Source organism: Streptomyces sp. E2N166, assembly GCF_003671715.1.
Classification (GTDB): Bacteria; Actinomycetota; Actinomycetes; order Streptomycetales; family Streptomycetaceae; genus Streptomyces; species Streptomyces thinghirensis.
Window position 1 is genome coordinate 1,091,494 of sequence record NZ_RAIF01000031.1, and the last position, 14,728, is coordinate 1,106,221.

The window sequence follows — 14,728 nt, forward strand, 5'->3', positions numbered from 1 at the left end:
ACTCCGCCCTGCCCCACGGGCGGGGCGTCGGCCGGCACGGCGTCCTCCGGCGCGCTGTCCGCGCGAGCGTCGGCCGGCACGGCGTCCGTGGGCTCCGCGACAGGCGTCACGGCCTCCGCCGGGGGCTGGGCGTTCCGAGGATGGGGCACCGCGTCCTCGGGCTCGTCCTCGGCCGGAGTGCTGTCCTCGGGGGCGGGCTCGGCCGCCGGAGCGGCGGGAGCGAGCGGGGCGACCGACACGGGCTCATCGTCCGGAGCCGGGCCGGCGAGGCGGTCCTCGTCCACGTCGTCGGCCAGGTCGGACACGTCGACCGAGGGTGTACGGACCTCGTCCGTCTCCTTGTCCCGCTCACCGTCGGCGGCGAGTTCGGGACCGCCGCCTGCGACTGCGAAACCGTCGACGCTCTCGGGCGCCACGGCGTCGTTCGTCACGGCGTCGTCCGCCACGGCGGAGGGCTCGTCAGGCGCGTCCTCACCGGTCTCGTCGGTCTCGTCGGAAACGGTCACCGCGTCGTCCACGGCGGTGACTGCGGGCTCGTCGACCGCAGGCTCGGGGCGCTCGTCCGGCCCGGTGCCGTCCGCCGCGGCCCGCTCGGCGATCTCCCGCCGCAGGGCGACGGCGGAGAAGCGCATGGTGGCGCCGCTCTCCAGGTCACCGTTGTCCGGCTCCGGCTGCGGCGCGGGCTCCGGCTCCGGCTGCGGCGCGGGCTCCGGCTCTGCCTTCGGCTCCTCGGCCGGCGGGGGAGCGGGCGCCTGAAGCTGGAACCCGCCGGCCGGAAACGCCGGTACGGCCGTGGGAGAAGCAGGGTCCGTGGCAGGCGCCGGGGCGGACACGGCCTCCGGCTCGGCTCGCACCTGCGGTTCAACCTCAACCTCGGGCTCGGGTTCCGGCCGCGCCTGCGGCTGCTGCGGCTCGAATCCGCTCCCGACCGGCAGCCTGGGCAACCCGGCCGGCCCCCCGGTCGGCGGCGCGGGCGGAGTGAAGGGTGCCCCCGGACCCGGCGGCGGAGGCGGAGTGAACGCGGCCCCCGGAGCAGGCCCCGGAGGCGGCGTGAACGGCGCCCCCGGGGCCGGGGCCGGAATGGCGGAGGAGCCGTTGGACGGAGCCGCGTGCGGCGGCGGAGTCAGCCCCGGCAGCGGCGGAACCGGCCCACGAGGAGCAGGCGGAGTGGACGGAGCGGAAGCATTGGAGGACCCGGCGCCCGAGCCCGTCCCCTGCCCCGTCCCCTGCCCCTGGCCCTGGTTCTGAGCCTGCCCCTGCCCCGAATCGCTCGACGCGTTCTGCGTGTACCAGGCGGGCGGGGCGTAGTCGATGGTGAACTCGCCCGTCGTCTCGATTGCGGACTCCGCGTCGGGTTGGTCATCGCCGGGTGTAGCCCAGCCCCCGCGGATCCCGTCCCGATCGCTGCTCACAGTTCCTCCTGGTGTGGTCGAGCACCCTCATGCCGTGCTGGGGCGACCGTTTTTGTCGTCCGACGTTGTCCGAGTGAAACGAGGTCGTCCGATCGTCGGCCCTCCCCGTACGACGCCGACGCCCGGTCCACGGGTTCTGGCGTCGCGCCGGGACCCAGCCTAATCACCACACGCCCCACCCCGGCAGCCCCGTCCTCACCTCAGCATCTGCCCATTGCGTCACAGCCTGCCCCGAAGTGCCGTACCTCGTTTCCGAATCCGTGCATGCGCGACGCCACATCCATGAACAAGTCGGACAGAACCTCACCGGAAAGGCGGCCGGAGCCGACGGTGCCGAACCCGACCGTGCCAACGGGTGATCAAGACCCGGCATAGTAGGGGCGCTTGCCGTCATCCCATCGCGGGAACCCCAGGACCAGGAAGAGGACCCACGCGTGAGCTTCGGCCCGCCCCCTTCGATGACCCAGTCCTCGCCGACCGAGCCGACCGGCGAGCGGAAACGCGGGCGGAAGGCCCTGACGGCACTGCTCGCGGCCGTCGTCGCCGCGGCGCTGGGCACCGGCGGTTGGCTGCTGTGGGACGGCGGGGGCGAGAACGGCACACCGTCGGACAAACCGCGGGCCGCGGACGGGCAGGGCCCTCTCGACGTCCGCGAGACGGTCGAGAAGCAACCCGCGAGCACCGTGGGCGAGATGGCCTTCCGGTTCTCCGTGGACGACATGGCCCCCGGCGAACACGTCGAGATGCCAGGCATGTGGGCCACGGACCGCATCCTCGCCAAGGGCGTCAACAAGACCCTCGTCGGCATGCGCATCGGTACCGACGTCGCGCCCGGCGAGGAGGAGTGGCGGCTCGGACTCGACGGCCCGATCTGCGGCTACACACGTCATGTGACGGGCGACCACCGCACCGCCGTGCTCTTCAGGGCGAACGACCGCGAAGAGGACGCCTTCTGCAACCAGGTCGCCTTCGTCGACCTCGACGACGGCCGACTCGTCTGGGAGGACCGCTTCTCCTATTCCGTGGCCGGTCCCGGCCCGGGCTTCGCGACGGGCGGCAGCTCCCAGGACCGGCCCAGCGTGACGCTGACGCACGACACGGTCGCCGTCACCTGGGGCGGTGGCACCATCGGATACGACATGGAGGAGGGGGAGAGCCGGTGGGCCACCAAGGCCGCCGCCCCCTGCCAGGACATGGGGGCCGCCGGCGGCCGTGCGCTGATGGTCCGTCAGGTGTGCTGGAGCACCGACGAGAGCGTGCCGGACACGTCCTGGCAGCACATCACCTACAAGGTGCGCAAGGTCGACCCGGCCACGGGCCGTACCCAGTGGACGTACTCCGCCGCCAAGGGCATCCGTGACCTCAGCGTGCCCTCCGCCGACCCGGCCGTCCTCGCCGTCGCCGGCGGCGACACCGAGATCACCGACCTGCTGTCCCTCGACGAGAAGGGCCGCAACCGCGCCACGATCAGTCTTCGCAACGGCGCGTACGTCGCCGACTGCGCCTACACCGACTACCTCGTCATCGACGACTGCCCGACCATCGCCGTCGGCGCGGGCCAGGTCTTCGTCCGCAGCAAGGACCAGATGGAGAAGCAGATCTCCAACTGGATCATCGGCTTCGACCTGGCGACGGGGAACACGACGAAGAAGTTCGACTCGGGGGCGGGCTCCCTGCTCCAGCCACTGCGCATGAGCGGCGACCAGCTCCTCGCCCTGCGTCTGAGCGACGACCACATCGCGCCGAACGCGCTGGTCGCCCTGGATCCCGCGACGGACGAGGAGATCCCGTACCTCTACTTCGGGCTGCCGGCCGAGGGCGAGCCGCTGACGCTCTCGAACGAGAACGACATCGTCGTCCAGGACGGAAGGATCTTCTTCGGCGCCAAGTCCGCGAACGGCCCGTCCGGGGACAAGAAGAAGCAGTGGACCTACCTGGTCCTGGGAATCGGAAGCAGCGCGGCGGGGAAGCCCTGACGGTCCCGTCCGCACCTTCCCCGCCCCCGGGTCACTCCGCCCGGGCGACCCCGTCCTCGGGCGCCGGCTCCAGGTCGAACTCCCCGTCCCGCGCACCGAGCACGAACGCCCGCCACTCCGCCTCCGTGTACCGCAGCACGGTGTCCGGGTCGAGTGACGACCGCATCGCCACGGCGCCCTCGGGGAGGTAGGCGATCTCGACTCGTTCCTCGTGTTCCTCGGTGCCGGGCGCGCTGTGCCACTCGACGCCGGAGATGTCGAGGGAGTAGAGCTCGTCCCGCTCCCGTTCCTTGCGCGCCTTGAGTTCCCGGTCCTCGGCATCGACCATGGTGGCTCGGTCCTTCCTGCACTGCTGGCGGTCTGTGCGGTCACCCTACTGGCCGCCGTTCTCCCTGCTCAGCGGTTTGTGGATGTCCGGGACCGCACGGGCGACGGCCGGGGCGATCGAGCCCGCGGGAAGGAGCCCGCAGGCCCGGCCGGAAAGGCCCACCGGGCCTGCGGGAAGGGACGTCCGCCCAGGCTGGTACGCTGTGTGACGGCCGTATGTGTACGCGCCCCCGGAGCCAGGAGCCCTGGAGGACGCGCCCAGCGGATCCCCGCCTTCCGAGTCACGGAAGATCCCCCGAGACGTAGACCGGGGGCACTCGGTTGGCACTCTCAGACCAAGAGGAGTACGCGTGTCGCTCGACGCCGCAGTGAAGAAGCAGATCATCACCGAGTTCGGTACCAAGGAGGGCGACACCGGCTCCCCCGAGGTCCAGGTCGCTCTGCTGTCCCGTCGGATCTCCGACCTGACCGAGCACCTCAAGACCCACAAGCACGACCACCACTCCCGTCGTGGTCTGCTGATCCTGGTCGGCCAGCGCCGCCGGCTGCTGCAGTACCTCGCCAAGAAGGACATCCAGCGCTTCCGTGCGCTGGTCGAGCGCCTCGGCATCCGCCGCGGTGCGGCGGGCGCCAAGTAAGACGCCGTGAAGGGAGCGGTTCCCATCGTTCGGGGGCCGCTCCCTTTGCTGTACGTGCGCTCTGTCGCCGCCACTTTGTAGTGTGGTAGCAGAAGGCAAGACGCACGACGCAAGACGCACGACGTACACGACGTACGGCACAACGAACGAGAACGAGGAGAAGCGCGCCCAGCCGCCGCCGGTCCTCGGTAGTGGCCCCCGGGGGCAGAACCCGGGTGCTTCGATCGAAGACCGGCCCGCACTGCACGGAGCGCTTCTCCGTCACCGTCCCCCCGCCACACGGGCGAGGAGGGACGAAAGACGACGACAAGTAACGGAGAAATTGCTAGTGGAGAACGAGACCCACTACGCCGAGGCCGTCATCGACAACGGCGTATTCGGCACCCGCACCATCCGCTTCGAGACCGGCCGGCTGGCCAGGCAGGCCGCCGGTTCCGCCGTGGCTTACCTGGACGACGACACCATGGTGCTGTCGGCCACCAGCGCCTCCAAGAACCCCAAGGACCAGCTCGACTTCTTCCCCCTCACGGTGGACGTCGAGGAGCGGATGTACGCCGCCGGCAAGATCCCCGGCAGCTTCTTCCGCCGTGAGGGCCGGCCGTCCGAGGACGCCGTTCTCACCTGCCGCCTGATCGACCGGCCGCTGCGCCCGTCCTTCAAGAAGGGCCTGCGCAACGAGATCCAGGTCGTCGCCACGATCATGGCCCTCAACCCCGACCACCTGTACGACGTCGTGGCGATCAACGCCGCCTCCGCGTCCACGCAGCTGGCCGGCCTGCCCTTCTCCGGCCCGATCGGTGGCGTCCGCGTCGCGCTGATCCGCGGTCAGTGGGTGGCCTTCCCGACGCACACCGAGCTCGAGGACGCCGTCTTCGACATGGTCGTCGCGGGCCGCGCCCTGGAGGACGGCGACGTCGCGATCATGATGGTCGAGGCCGAGGCCACCGAGAAGACCATCAAGCTGGTCGAGGGCGGCGCCGAGGCGCCCACCGAGGAGGTCGTCGCCGCCGGTCTGGACGCCGCGAAGCCCTTCATCAAGGTGCTGTGCCGCGCCCAGGCCGACCTCGCCGCGAAGGCCGCCAAGCCGACCGGCGAGTTCCCGGTCTTCCTGGACTACCAGGACGACATCCTCGAGGCGCTCAGCGGCGCCGTCCGCCCCGAGCTCAGCCAGGCGCTCACCATCGCCGGCAAGCAGGAGCGCGAGGCCGAGCTGGACCGCGTCAAGGCGCTCGCCGCCGAGAAGCTCCTGCCGGAGTTCGAGGGCCGCGAGAAGGAGATCTCCGCCGCGTACCGCTCGCTGACCAAGTCCCTGGTCCGTGAGCGCGTCATCAAGGAGAAGAAGCGCATCGACGGCCGCGGTGTCACCGACATCCGCACCCTGGCCGCCGAGGTCGAGGCCATCCCGCGCGTGCACGGTTCCGCGCTGTTCGAGCGTGGCGAGACCCAGATCCTGGGCGTCACCACCCTCAACATGCTCCGCATGGAGCAGCAGCTGGACACCCTCTCCCCGGTGACCCGCAAGCGCTACATGCACAACTACAACTTCCCGCCGTACTCCGTCGGCGAGACCGGCCGCGTCGGCTCCCCGAAGCGCCGCGAGATCGGCCACGGCGCCCTCGCCGAGCGCGCCATCGTGCCGGTGCTGCCGACGCGCGAGGAGTTCCCGTACGCGATCCGTCAGGTGTCCGAGGCCCTCGGCTCCAACGGCTCGACGTCCATGGGCTCGGTCTGCGCCTCCACCATGTCGCTGCTGAACGCCGGTGTGCCGCTGAAGGCCCCCGTCGCCGGTATCGCCATGGGCCTGATCTCCCAGGAGATCAACGGCGAGACGCACTACGTCGCCCTCACCGACATCCTCGGTGCGGAGGACGCCTTCGGCGACATGGACTTCAAGGTCGCCGGCACCAAGGAGTTCGTCACCGCCCTCCAGCTGGACACCAAGCTGGACGGCATCCCCGCCTCCGTCCTGGCCGCCGCCCTCAAGCAGGCCCGTGACGCCCGCCTCCACATCCTCGACGTGATGATGGAAGCGATCGACACGCCGGACGAGATGTCCCCGAACGCGCCGCGGATCATCACCGTGAAGATCCCCGTCGACAAGATCGGTGAGGTCATCGGCCCCAAGGGCAAGATGATCAACCAGATCCAGGAGGACACGGGCGCCGACATCACGATCGAGGACGACGGCACCATCTACATCGGTGCCGCCCAGGGCTCGCAGGCCGAGGCCGCGCGCGCCACGATCAACGGCATCGCCAACCCGACCATGCCCGAGGTCGGCGAGCGCTACCTGGGCACCGTCGTGAAGACGACGACCTTCGGCGCGTTCGTCTCCCTGCTTCCCGGCAAGGACGGTCTGCTGCACATCTCGCAGATCCGCAAGCTGGCCGGCGGCAAGCGCGTGGAGAACGTCGAGGACGTCCTCGGTGTGGGCCAGAAGGTCCAGGTCGAGATCGCCGAGATCGACTCCCGCGGCAAGCTCTCCCTGATCCCCGTGATCGAGGGCGAAGAGGGCGACGACGAGAAGAAGGACGACGCCGACCAGTGACGTCCCGTGGCTCCAAGGCGACGGCCCGCACCTCCTCGGAGGCGCGGGCCGTCGCCCGTACCCAAACCCTGATCAAGGGCGAGCACGGCATCGGCACGGTGCGCAAGACCACCCTCCCGGGCGGCCTGCGCATCGTCACCGAGACCCTCCCCTCGGTCCGCTCGGCGACCTTCGGCATCTGGGCCCACGTCGGCTCCCGCGACGAGACCCCGGCCCTGAACGGCGCCACCCACTACCTGGAGCACCTGCTCTTCAAGGGCACCGGCAAGCGCAGCGCCCTGGACATCTCCTCCGCCATCGACGCCGTCGGCGGCGAGATGAACGCGTTCACGGCGAAGGAGTACACGTGCTACTACGCACGCGTGCTCGACACCGACCTGCCGCTCGCCATCGACGTGGTCTGCGACATGCTGACCGGCTCACTCATCCGCGAGGACGACGTGGACGTCGAGCGCGGCGCGATCCTCGAAGAGATCGCGATGACCGAGGACGACGCCGGCGACTGCGTGCACGACCTGTTCGCGCACACCATGTTCGGCGACAACGCGCTGGGCCGCCCCGTCCTCGGCACCGTCGACACGGTCAACGCCCTCACCGCCGACCGCATTCGCCGCTTCTACAAGAAGCACTACGACCCGACCCATCTGGTCGTCGCCGCCGCCGGCAACGTCGACCACAACAAGGTCGTACGCCAGGTCCGCGCCGCCTTCGAGAAGGCCGGTGCCTTCCGGGAGCCGGTGGCCGCCCCCATCGCCCCGCGCGACGGGAGGCGCACGATCCGTGCCGCGGGCCGGGTGGAGCTGATCGGACGCAAGACCGAACAGGCGCACGTCATCCTCGGCATGCCGGGCCTGGCCCGCACCGACGAGCGTCGCTGGGCGATGGGCGTCCTCAACACCGCCCTCGGCGGCGGCATGTCCTCCCGCCTCTTCCAGGAGGTCCGGGAGAAGCGCGGTCTGGCCTACAGCGTGTACTCGTACACCTCCGGCTTCGCCGACTGCGGTCTCTTCGGCGTCTACGCGGGCTGCAGACCCTCCCAGGTGCACGACGTACTGAAGATCTGCCGCGACGAACTCGACCATGTCGCCGAGCACGGCCTCACCGACGACGAGATCGGCCGCGCCGTCGGCCAGCTCCAGGGCTCCACGGTCCTCGGCCTGGAGGACACCGGCGCGCTGATGAACCGTATCGGCAAGAGCGAACTGTGCTGGGGCGAGCAGATGTCCGTGGACGACATGCTGGCCCGGATAGCCTCGGTCACGCCGGACGACGTCCGCGCCGTCGCCCGCGAAGTCCTGGGACGACGGCCCTCGCTGTCGGTCATCGGCCCGCTGAAGGACAAGCAGGCGTCCCGGCTGCACGACGCCGTCGCCTGACACTCCCGGTCTCTCGGTAAGGAAGCGAACACAACATGAGCAAGCTGCGCGTGGCCGTCCTCGGTGCCAAGGGCCGGATCGGCTCCGAGGCGGTACGGGCGGTCGACGCCGCCGAGGACATGGAGCTGGTCGCCGCCCTCGGGCGGAACGACAGCCTGGACACGCTGGCCGAGACCGGCGCCCAGGTCGCCGTCGAGCTGACCACGCCCGCCTCGGTGATGGACAACCTCGACTACTGCGTACGCCACGGCATCCACGCCGTCGTCGGCACCACCGGCTGGACCGACGAGCGCCTCGCGCAGCTGAACACCTGGCTCGACGGCTCCCCGGAGACGGGCGTGCTCATCGCGCCCAACTTCTCCATCGGCGCCGTGCTCACCATGAAGTTCGCGCAGCTCGCCGCCCCGTACTTCGAGTCCGTCGAGGTCGTCGAGCTGCACCACCCGAACAAGGTCGACGCCCCCAGCGGCACCGCCACCCGCACCGCACAGCTGATCGCCGAGGCCCGGCAGAAGGCAGGCTCCGCTCCGGCGCCCGACGCCACTGCCACCGCCCTGGACGGCGCCCGCGGCGCGAACGTCGACGGTGTCCCGGTCCACGCGATCCGCCTGCGCGGCCTGCTGGCCCACCAGGAGGTCCTGCTGGGCGGTGAGGGCGAGACCCTCACCGTCCGGCACGACTCCCTGCACCACAGCAGCTTCATGCCGGGCATCCTGCTGGGCGCCCGCCGCGTGGTGAGCACCCCGGGCCTCACCTTTGGCCTGGAACACTTCCTGGACCTGAACTGAGGCCCTGACCCTCATGCGCGCGAAACTCACCTACGTCATCACGGCCGCCGTCCTGGTCTTCTACTTCGCCCTGGTCGGCAGTCGCGGTGTGCTGCTCATCGGCACCGGTACCGTCCTCACCGTGACCTTCGGCGTCGCGGTGCTGATCCTGCCGGTGATCGGCCTGTGGTTCCTCTGGAAGAACACCCAGTTCGTCCGCAAGGCCAACCAGCTCGCCGCGGAGCTCGACGCCGAGGGCGGACTGCCCGTCGACGAGCTGAAGCGCACCCCGAGCGGCCGCGTCGACCGGGACTCGGCCGACGAGGTCTTCGCCCTGCGCAAGGCCGAGACGGAGGACGCCCCCGGCGACTGGCGCAGCTGGTTCCGCCTCGCCGTCGCCTACCACGACGCCCGCGACACCCCGCGCGCCCGCAAGGCGATGCAGCGGGCGATCGCCCTGCACGACGGCAAGCACGTCGAGGCGGCCTGACCCAGACCGGAAAGCCGGGGGCCGGACCGCAGCTGCGGTCCGGCCCCCGGCTTTCCGGTCTGGTCCGTCGTCCGTCGTCCGTCGTCCGTCGTCCGTCGTCCGTCGTCTGTCGTCTGTCGTCTGTCGTCTGTCGTCGGAGATCAGCCTCGCCGGTACTCGGAGGCCCACGCCTCCACGGCGTCGGCCGCCCGGTCGAAGGCGTCCTCCCGCCCGAGGAAGTCGGAGTTGTGGGTGGTCAGCAGCGGAGGCGAGGTCTCCGCGGACCGGCCCTGCCGCACGAGGAGCAGCGCCTGCCCCTGCACCGTGCGCGGCAGCCCCAGCCAGCGCACCGGCTGCTGCACCGTGCGCACGCTGGAGACCTGCTGCCAGGCCACCGTGCGCGTGCTGAAGAAGCTCACGTGACGCACTCCGTGCGCGCTCACCCACGCGCCCATGCGCAGCAGCCGCAGGGCGCAGGCGATCGCGACCACCGCGATGCCGAAGACCACACCGGCGGAGGACAGCGAGTCCGTCGCCGCGATGATGATCGCCGCGAACAGTACGAAGGAGGCGAGCAGCAGCATCAGCGCCGCCACCCCCACGCGCCACGGCCCCGGCCGGTAGGGCCGGCGCCAGAGGTCGCGGTCGTCGTACGGCAGCGCGACGTCGTCGTCGGCGTCGAAGGCGCGGTCGGCCGTCAGGAAGGGCAGGGGCACGGCTGGTCCTCACTCGTTCCATGGCATGTGCTGTGCCCGGTGAGGCTACCGACCTGTGTCTCCGGTCACCACCCTCGGGGTCCGGATGGAGTCAGGACCGGCCCGTCGACGCCTCTCAGCGCCGGTCGGACGCCTGTGACGGCTGCTTGTGGGGCGAGGGCTGGTCGGCGGAGAGGGCGGGCATCCCGATCACCAGGGAGCCCACGATTCCGGCGACGACGGTGAGTCCGAGCAACCAGCGCCCGGCCAACTGGCCGAAGGACGCCCGCTCGCGCGGCGGGGGTGTGACATTGCTGCGGAACCTGTCGGCTTCGGCGACGAAGGCGAACGGCACGGGTTCACGCCGGCGGATCATGGAGGCTGCGTCTCCCTTCAGGGATGAATGTTTCGCTGTTACTCATACAGACGAACGAACAGCCCCTCAGGTGCCCTCTTTCACCGATTTCATCGCGGCCCCGCACCGAACGCCCCATTCGGCGGGCCGATGGCCGGCGAGCCGTAGAGTGGCCTCGCCGAACGACAAGATGGGAAGGCCCCGGACCCGTGACCGACACCCCCGCCGACGATTTCAAGATCGACCTACGCAGCGACGTCACCGTCGAACTGGTCAAGAGCAGCGCGACCGACTCGGACGTGCTGTTCGCCGCCCGTGTCTCGACCGTCGGGGAGCAGTCCCTGGACGAGCTGAAGAAGGACCCGGAGCGTTCGAAGGGCCTGATCAACTACCTGATGCGGGACCGGCACGGCAGCCCGTTCGAGCACAACTCGATGACCTTCTTCATCAGCGCCCCGATCTTCGTCTTCCGCGAGTTCATGCGGCACCGCGTCGGCTGGTCGTACAACGAGGAATCGGGCCGCTACCGGGAGCTCCAGCCGGTCTTCTACGTGCCTGGGCAGGACCGCAAACTGGTCCAGCAGGGCCGCCCGGGCAAGTACGTCTTCGTCGAGGGCACCGCCGAGCAGCACGAGCTGGTCAGCCGGTCGATGGAGGACTCCTACCGCCAGGCCTACCGCACCTACCAGGAGATGCTCGCCGCCGGTGTCGCCCGCGAGGTGGCCCGCGCGGTACTCCCCGTCGGCCTGTACTCGTCGATGTACGCCACCTGCAACGCGCGCTCGATGATGCACTTCCTCGGCCTGCGCACCCAGCACGAGCTGGCCAAGGTCCCCTCCTTCCCGCAGCGGGAGATCGAGATGGTCGGCGAGAAGATGGAAGAGGAGTGGGCGCGGCTCATGCCGCTCACCCACGCCGCCTTCAACGCCAACGGTCGCGTGGCGCCGTAACGCGCCCTCGGCGCCCGATCGGGCACAGATGTACGCATCAGCCGTGCGAAGTGTCCGTATTGCGGCGTTTGGCGAAGTTCATCTAGCCTGATCAAAGGGACCCGGCACTGCTTGAACCCCCGAGCAGGCAGTGCCGGGCTCCACTTCCCTTCCGACCTGCCGCCTCCCCCGAGGGCAGACCCCGCCCTGAGCAACGAGTAGCGTGTAACCCATGGCTCCGACCTCCACTCCGCAGACCCCCTTCGGGCGGGTCCTCACCGCCATGGTCACGCCCTTCGCGGCGGACGGCGCACTCGACCTCGACGGCGCTCAGCGGCTCGCCGCCCACCTGGTGGACGCAGGCAACGACGGCCTGATCATCAACGGCACCACCGGTGAGTCCCCCACCACCAGCGACGCGGAGAAAACGGACCTCGTACGAGCCGTCCTGGAGGCCGTCGGCGACCGGGCACACGTCGTCGCCGGAGTCGGCACCAACAACACCCAGCACAGCATCGAGCTGGCCCGCGCCGCCGAGCGCGCAGGCGCCCACGGCCTCCTGCTCGTCACGCCGTACTACAACAAGCCCCCGCAGGAGGGCCTGTACCAGCACTTCACGGCCATCGCAGACGCCGCCGAGCTGCCGGTCATGCTCTACGACATCCCCGGCCGCAGCGGCGTCCCGATCAACACCGAGACGCTGGTCCGCCTCGCGGAGCACCCGCGGATCGTCGCGAACAAGGACGCCAAGGGCGACCTCGGCCGCGCCAGCTGGGCCATCGCGCGCTCCGGCCTCGCCTGGTACTCCGGCGACGACATGCTGAACCTGCCGCTGCTCTCCGTGGGCGCGGTCGGCTTCGTCTCGGTCGTCGGCCACGTCGTCACGCCCGAACTGCGCGCCATGGTGGACGCGCACGTCGCCGGTGACGTACAGAAGGCACTGGAGATCCACCAGAAGCTGCTCCCGGTCTTCACCGGCATGTTCCGCACCCAGGGCGTGATGACCACCAAGGCCGCGCTCGCCCTCCTGGGACTGCCCGCCGGACCGCTGCGCGCACCCATGGTCGGCCTCACGCCCGAGGAAACCGAGCAGCTCAAGATCGATCTTGCCGCCGGCGGGGTACAGCTCTGACAACAGACTTCGCACGACCGCACCACCGCGCGACCGGACTTCACAACTGAATACGCGGGCCACCGGTGCCCGCACCCCACTACGACAACTGCTTCTGCACGAACGTCACGCGCGCCACGTGCCCACCGGTACGTGGCGCGCGTGGTTGAGGAGAGTCTTTTGAGTCATCCGCATCCTGAACTGGGCCGTCCCCCTGCGCTCCCCAAGGGCGGCCTTCGGGTCACGCCCCTCGGCGGTCTCGGCGAGATCGGCCGCAACATGACGGTCTTCGAGTACGGCGGCCGTCTGCTGATCGTTGACTGCGGGGTGCTCTTCCCGGAGGAGGAGCAGCCCGGAATCGACCTGATCCTGCCGGACTTCTCGTCCATCCGGGACCGCCTCGACGACATCGAGGGCATCGTCCTCACCCATGGCCACGAGGACCACATCGGCGGCGTCCCCTTCCTCCTCCGGGAGAAGCCGGACATCCCGCTGATCGGTTCCAAGCTGACCCTCGCGCTCATCGAGGCCAAGCTCCAGGAACACCGGATCCGCCCGTACACCCTCGAGGTGGCGGAGGGACACCGCGAACGCATCGGCCCCTTCGACTGCGAGTTCGTCGCGGTCAACCACTCCATCCCGGACGCGCTGGCCGTCGCCATCCGCACCCCCGCGGGCATGGCGGTCCACACCGGCGACTTCAAGATGGACCAGCTCCCGCTGGACGGCCGCCTCACGGACCTGCACGCCTTCGCGCGCCTGAGCGAGGAGGGCATCGACCTCCTCCTGTCGGACTCGACGAACGCCGAGGTCCCCGGGTTCGTCCCGCCCGAGAAGGACATCTCCAACGTCCTGCGCCAGGTCTTCGCCGGTGCCCGCAAGCGGATCATCGTGGCGAGCTTCGCCAGCCACGTGCACCGCATCCAGCAGATCCTTGACGCCGCGCACGAGTACGGCCGCCGGGTCGCCTTCGTCGGCCGTTCCATGGTCCGGAACATGGGCATCGCCCGGGACCTCGGCTACCTCAAGGTCCCGCCGGGTCTCGTCGTGGACGTCAAGACGCTCGACGACCTGCCGGACAGCGAAGTGGTCCTGGTCTGCACGGGCTCCCAGGGCGAACCGATGGCCGCCCTGTCCCGCATGGCCAACCGAGACCACCAGATCCGCATCGTCAACGGCGACACGGTGATCCTGGCCTCGTCCCTCATCCCGGGCAACGAGAACGCGGTCTACCGCGTGATCAACGGCCTGACCCGCTGGGGCGCGAACGTCGTCCACAAGGGCAACGCCAAGGTCCACGTCTCGGGCCACGCCTCGGCCGGCGAACTGCTGTACTTCTACAACATCTGCCGGCCCAGAAACCTGATGCCGGTCCACGGCGAATGGCGCCACCTGCGTGCCAACGCCGAACTGGGCGCCCTGACCGGTGTCCCGCACGACCGCATCGTCATCGCCGAGGACGGCGTCGTCGTCGACCTCGTCGAGGGCAAGGCCAAGATCTCCGGCAAGGTCCAGGCGGGATACGTCTACGTCGACGGCCTCTCGGTCGGAGACGTGGGCGAGCCGGCCCTCAAGGACCGCAAGATCCTCGGCGACGAGGGCATCATCTCGGTCTTCGTGGTCATCGACTCGTCCACCGGAAAGATCACCGGCGGCCCGCATGTCCAGGCCCGGGGCTCGGGCATCGAGGACTCGGCGTTCGCCGCGGTGCTCCCCAAGGTCACCGAGGTACTGGAACGCTCGGCCCAGGACGGGGTCGTCGAACCGCACCAGCTTCAGCAGCTGGTGCGCAGGACCCTCGGCAAGTGGGTCTCGGACACGTACCGACGCCGGCCGATGATCCTCCCTGTGGTCGTGGAGGTCTGACGGCCCGTCGGGTCTCCGACAGCGCCAACCTGGAGCGGGGCGCCTCGATTTGCATCGGGGCGCCCCGCTCCAGTACGTTTACATCTCCGCTCGGACGGGCACCCGATCACTTCGTGGATCGGAGCCGGCCCAGGAGGGCGGGAAATCCGACTCAGAATCTCTGATAAAGTCGGAACCGCCGGAAAGGGAAACGCGAAAGCGGGAACCGGAAAGGCACCGAGGAAATCGGATCGGAAAGATCTGATAGAGTCGGAAACGC

At 69.9% G+C, this 14,728-nt stretch carries 13 protein-coding genes; 9 read left to right on the top strand and 4 right to left on the bottom strand.

Features of this window, described 5'->3' with window-relative positions; all coding sequences use genetic code 11:
- The coding region (locus tag EBH09_RS39840) for an SCO5717 family growth-regulating ATPase (RefSeq protein ID WP_274595145.1) at positions 1-1,412 on the bottom strand (1,412 nt) is incomplete at its 3' end.
- 434 nt (positions 1,413-1,846) lie between these two features.
- Here EBH09_RS39840 and EBH09_RS27045 point away from each other — a divergent pair.
- Entirely contained in the window at positions 1,847-3,388 is a 1,542-nt protein-coding gene (locus EBH09_RS27045; RefSeq protein WP_121749475.1) for a PQQ-binding-like beta-propeller repeat protein, read from the top strand.
- A gap of 31 nt (positions 3,389-3,419) precedes the next feature.
- Here EBH09_RS27045 and EBH09_RS27050 read toward each other — a convergent pair whose 3' ends face one another.
- Positions 3,420-3,716, bottom strand: coding sequence for a DUF397 domain-containing protein (locus tag EBH09_RS27050; RefSeq protein ID WP_121749476.1), 297 nt, complete (start codon positions 3,714-3,716; stop codon positions 3,420-3,422).
- Positions 3,717-4,065: 349 nt separating this feature from the next.
- Here EBH09_RS27050 and rpsO point away from each other — a divergent pair, with 349 nt between their 5' ends.
- The 5 genes from rpsO to EBH09_RS27075 all read left to right on the top strand — a co-directional run bounded on the left by rpsO (position 4,066) and on the right by EBH09_RS27075 (position 9,534).
- Positions 4,066-4,353, top strand: coding sequence for a 30S ribosomal protein S15 (rpsO, locus tag EBH09_RS27055; protein ID WP_019330982.1), 288 nt, complete (start codon positions 4,066-4,068; stop codon positions 4,351-4,353).
- A gap of 328 nt (positions 4,354-4,681) precedes the next feature.
- Positions 4,682-6,901 (top strand): polyribonucleotide nucleotidyltransferase, encoded by a 2,220-nt coding sequence (locus EBH09_RS27060; protein ID WP_121749477.1) that lies wholly within the window; start codon positions 4,682-4,684, stop codon positions 6,899-6,901.
- Positions 6,898-8,277 (top strand): pitrilysin family protein, encoded by a 1,380-nt coding sequence (locus EBH09_RS27065; protein ID WP_121749478.1) that lies wholly within the window; start codon positions 6,898-6,900, stop codon positions 8,275-8,277. The genes EBH09_RS27060 and EBH09_RS27065 overlap by 4 nt, the downstream gene beginning before the upstream one ends.
- Before the next feature lie 35 nt (positions 8,278-8,312).
- Entirely contained in the window at positions 8,313-9,065 is a 753-nt protein-coding gene (gene dapB, locus EBH09_RS27070) for a 4-hydroxy-tetrahydrodipicolinate reductase (protein ID WP_121749479.1), read from the top strand.
- 13 nt (positions 9,066-9,078) lie between these two features.
- Positions 9,079-9,534: a hypothetical protein gene (locus tag EBH09_RS27075; protein ID WP_121749480.1), complete on the top strand. Its 456-nt coding sequence runs from the start codon at positions 9,079-9,081 to the stop codon at positions 9,532-9,534.
- A gap of 140 nt (positions 9,535-9,674) precedes the next feature.
- Here EBH09_RS27075 and EBH09_RS27080 read toward each other — a convergent pair whose 3' ends face one another.
- Positions 9,675-10,229, bottom strand: a complete 555-nt coding sequence (locus EBH09_RS27080; RefSeq protein ID WP_121749481.1) for a hypothetical protein — start codon at positions 10,227-10,229, stop codon at positions 9,675-9,677.
- Positions 10,230-10,344: 115 nt separating this feature from the next.
- Positions 10,345-10,584 (bottom strand): hypothetical protein, encoded by a 240-nt coding sequence (locus tag EBH09_RS27085; RefSeq protein WP_055421654.1) that lies wholly within the window; start codon positions 10,582-10,584, stop codon positions 10,345-10,347.
- Positions 10,585-10,772: 188 nt separating this feature from the next.
- Between EBH09_RS27085 and thyX the strand changes: the two genes are divergently transcribed.
- The 3 genes from thyX to EBH09_RS27100 all read left to right on the top strand — a co-directional run bounded on the left by thyX (position 10,773) and on the right by EBH09_RS27100 (position 14,469).
- Positions 10,773-11,513 (top strand): FAD-dependent thymidylate synthase, encoded by a 741-nt coding sequence (gene thyX, locus EBH09_RS27090; RefSeq protein WP_121749482.1) that lies wholly within the window; start codon positions 10,773-10,775, stop codon positions 11,511-11,513.
- A 211-nt stretch (positions 11,514-11,724) separates the two neighbouring features.
- A complete protein-coding gene (gene dapA / locus EBH09_RS27095) occupies positions 11,725-12,624 on the top strand; it encodes a 4-hydroxy-tetrahydrodipicolinate synthase (protein WP_121749483.1) in 900 nt (299 codons plus the stop codon).
- Positions 12,625-12,783: 159 nt separating this feature from the next.
- A complete protein-coding gene (locus EBH09_RS27100) occupies positions 12,784-14,469 on the top strand; it encodes a ribonuclease J (RefSeq protein ID WP_121749484.1) in 1,686 nt (561 codons plus the stop codon).
- Positions 14,470-14,728 lie beyond the last annotated feature (259 nt).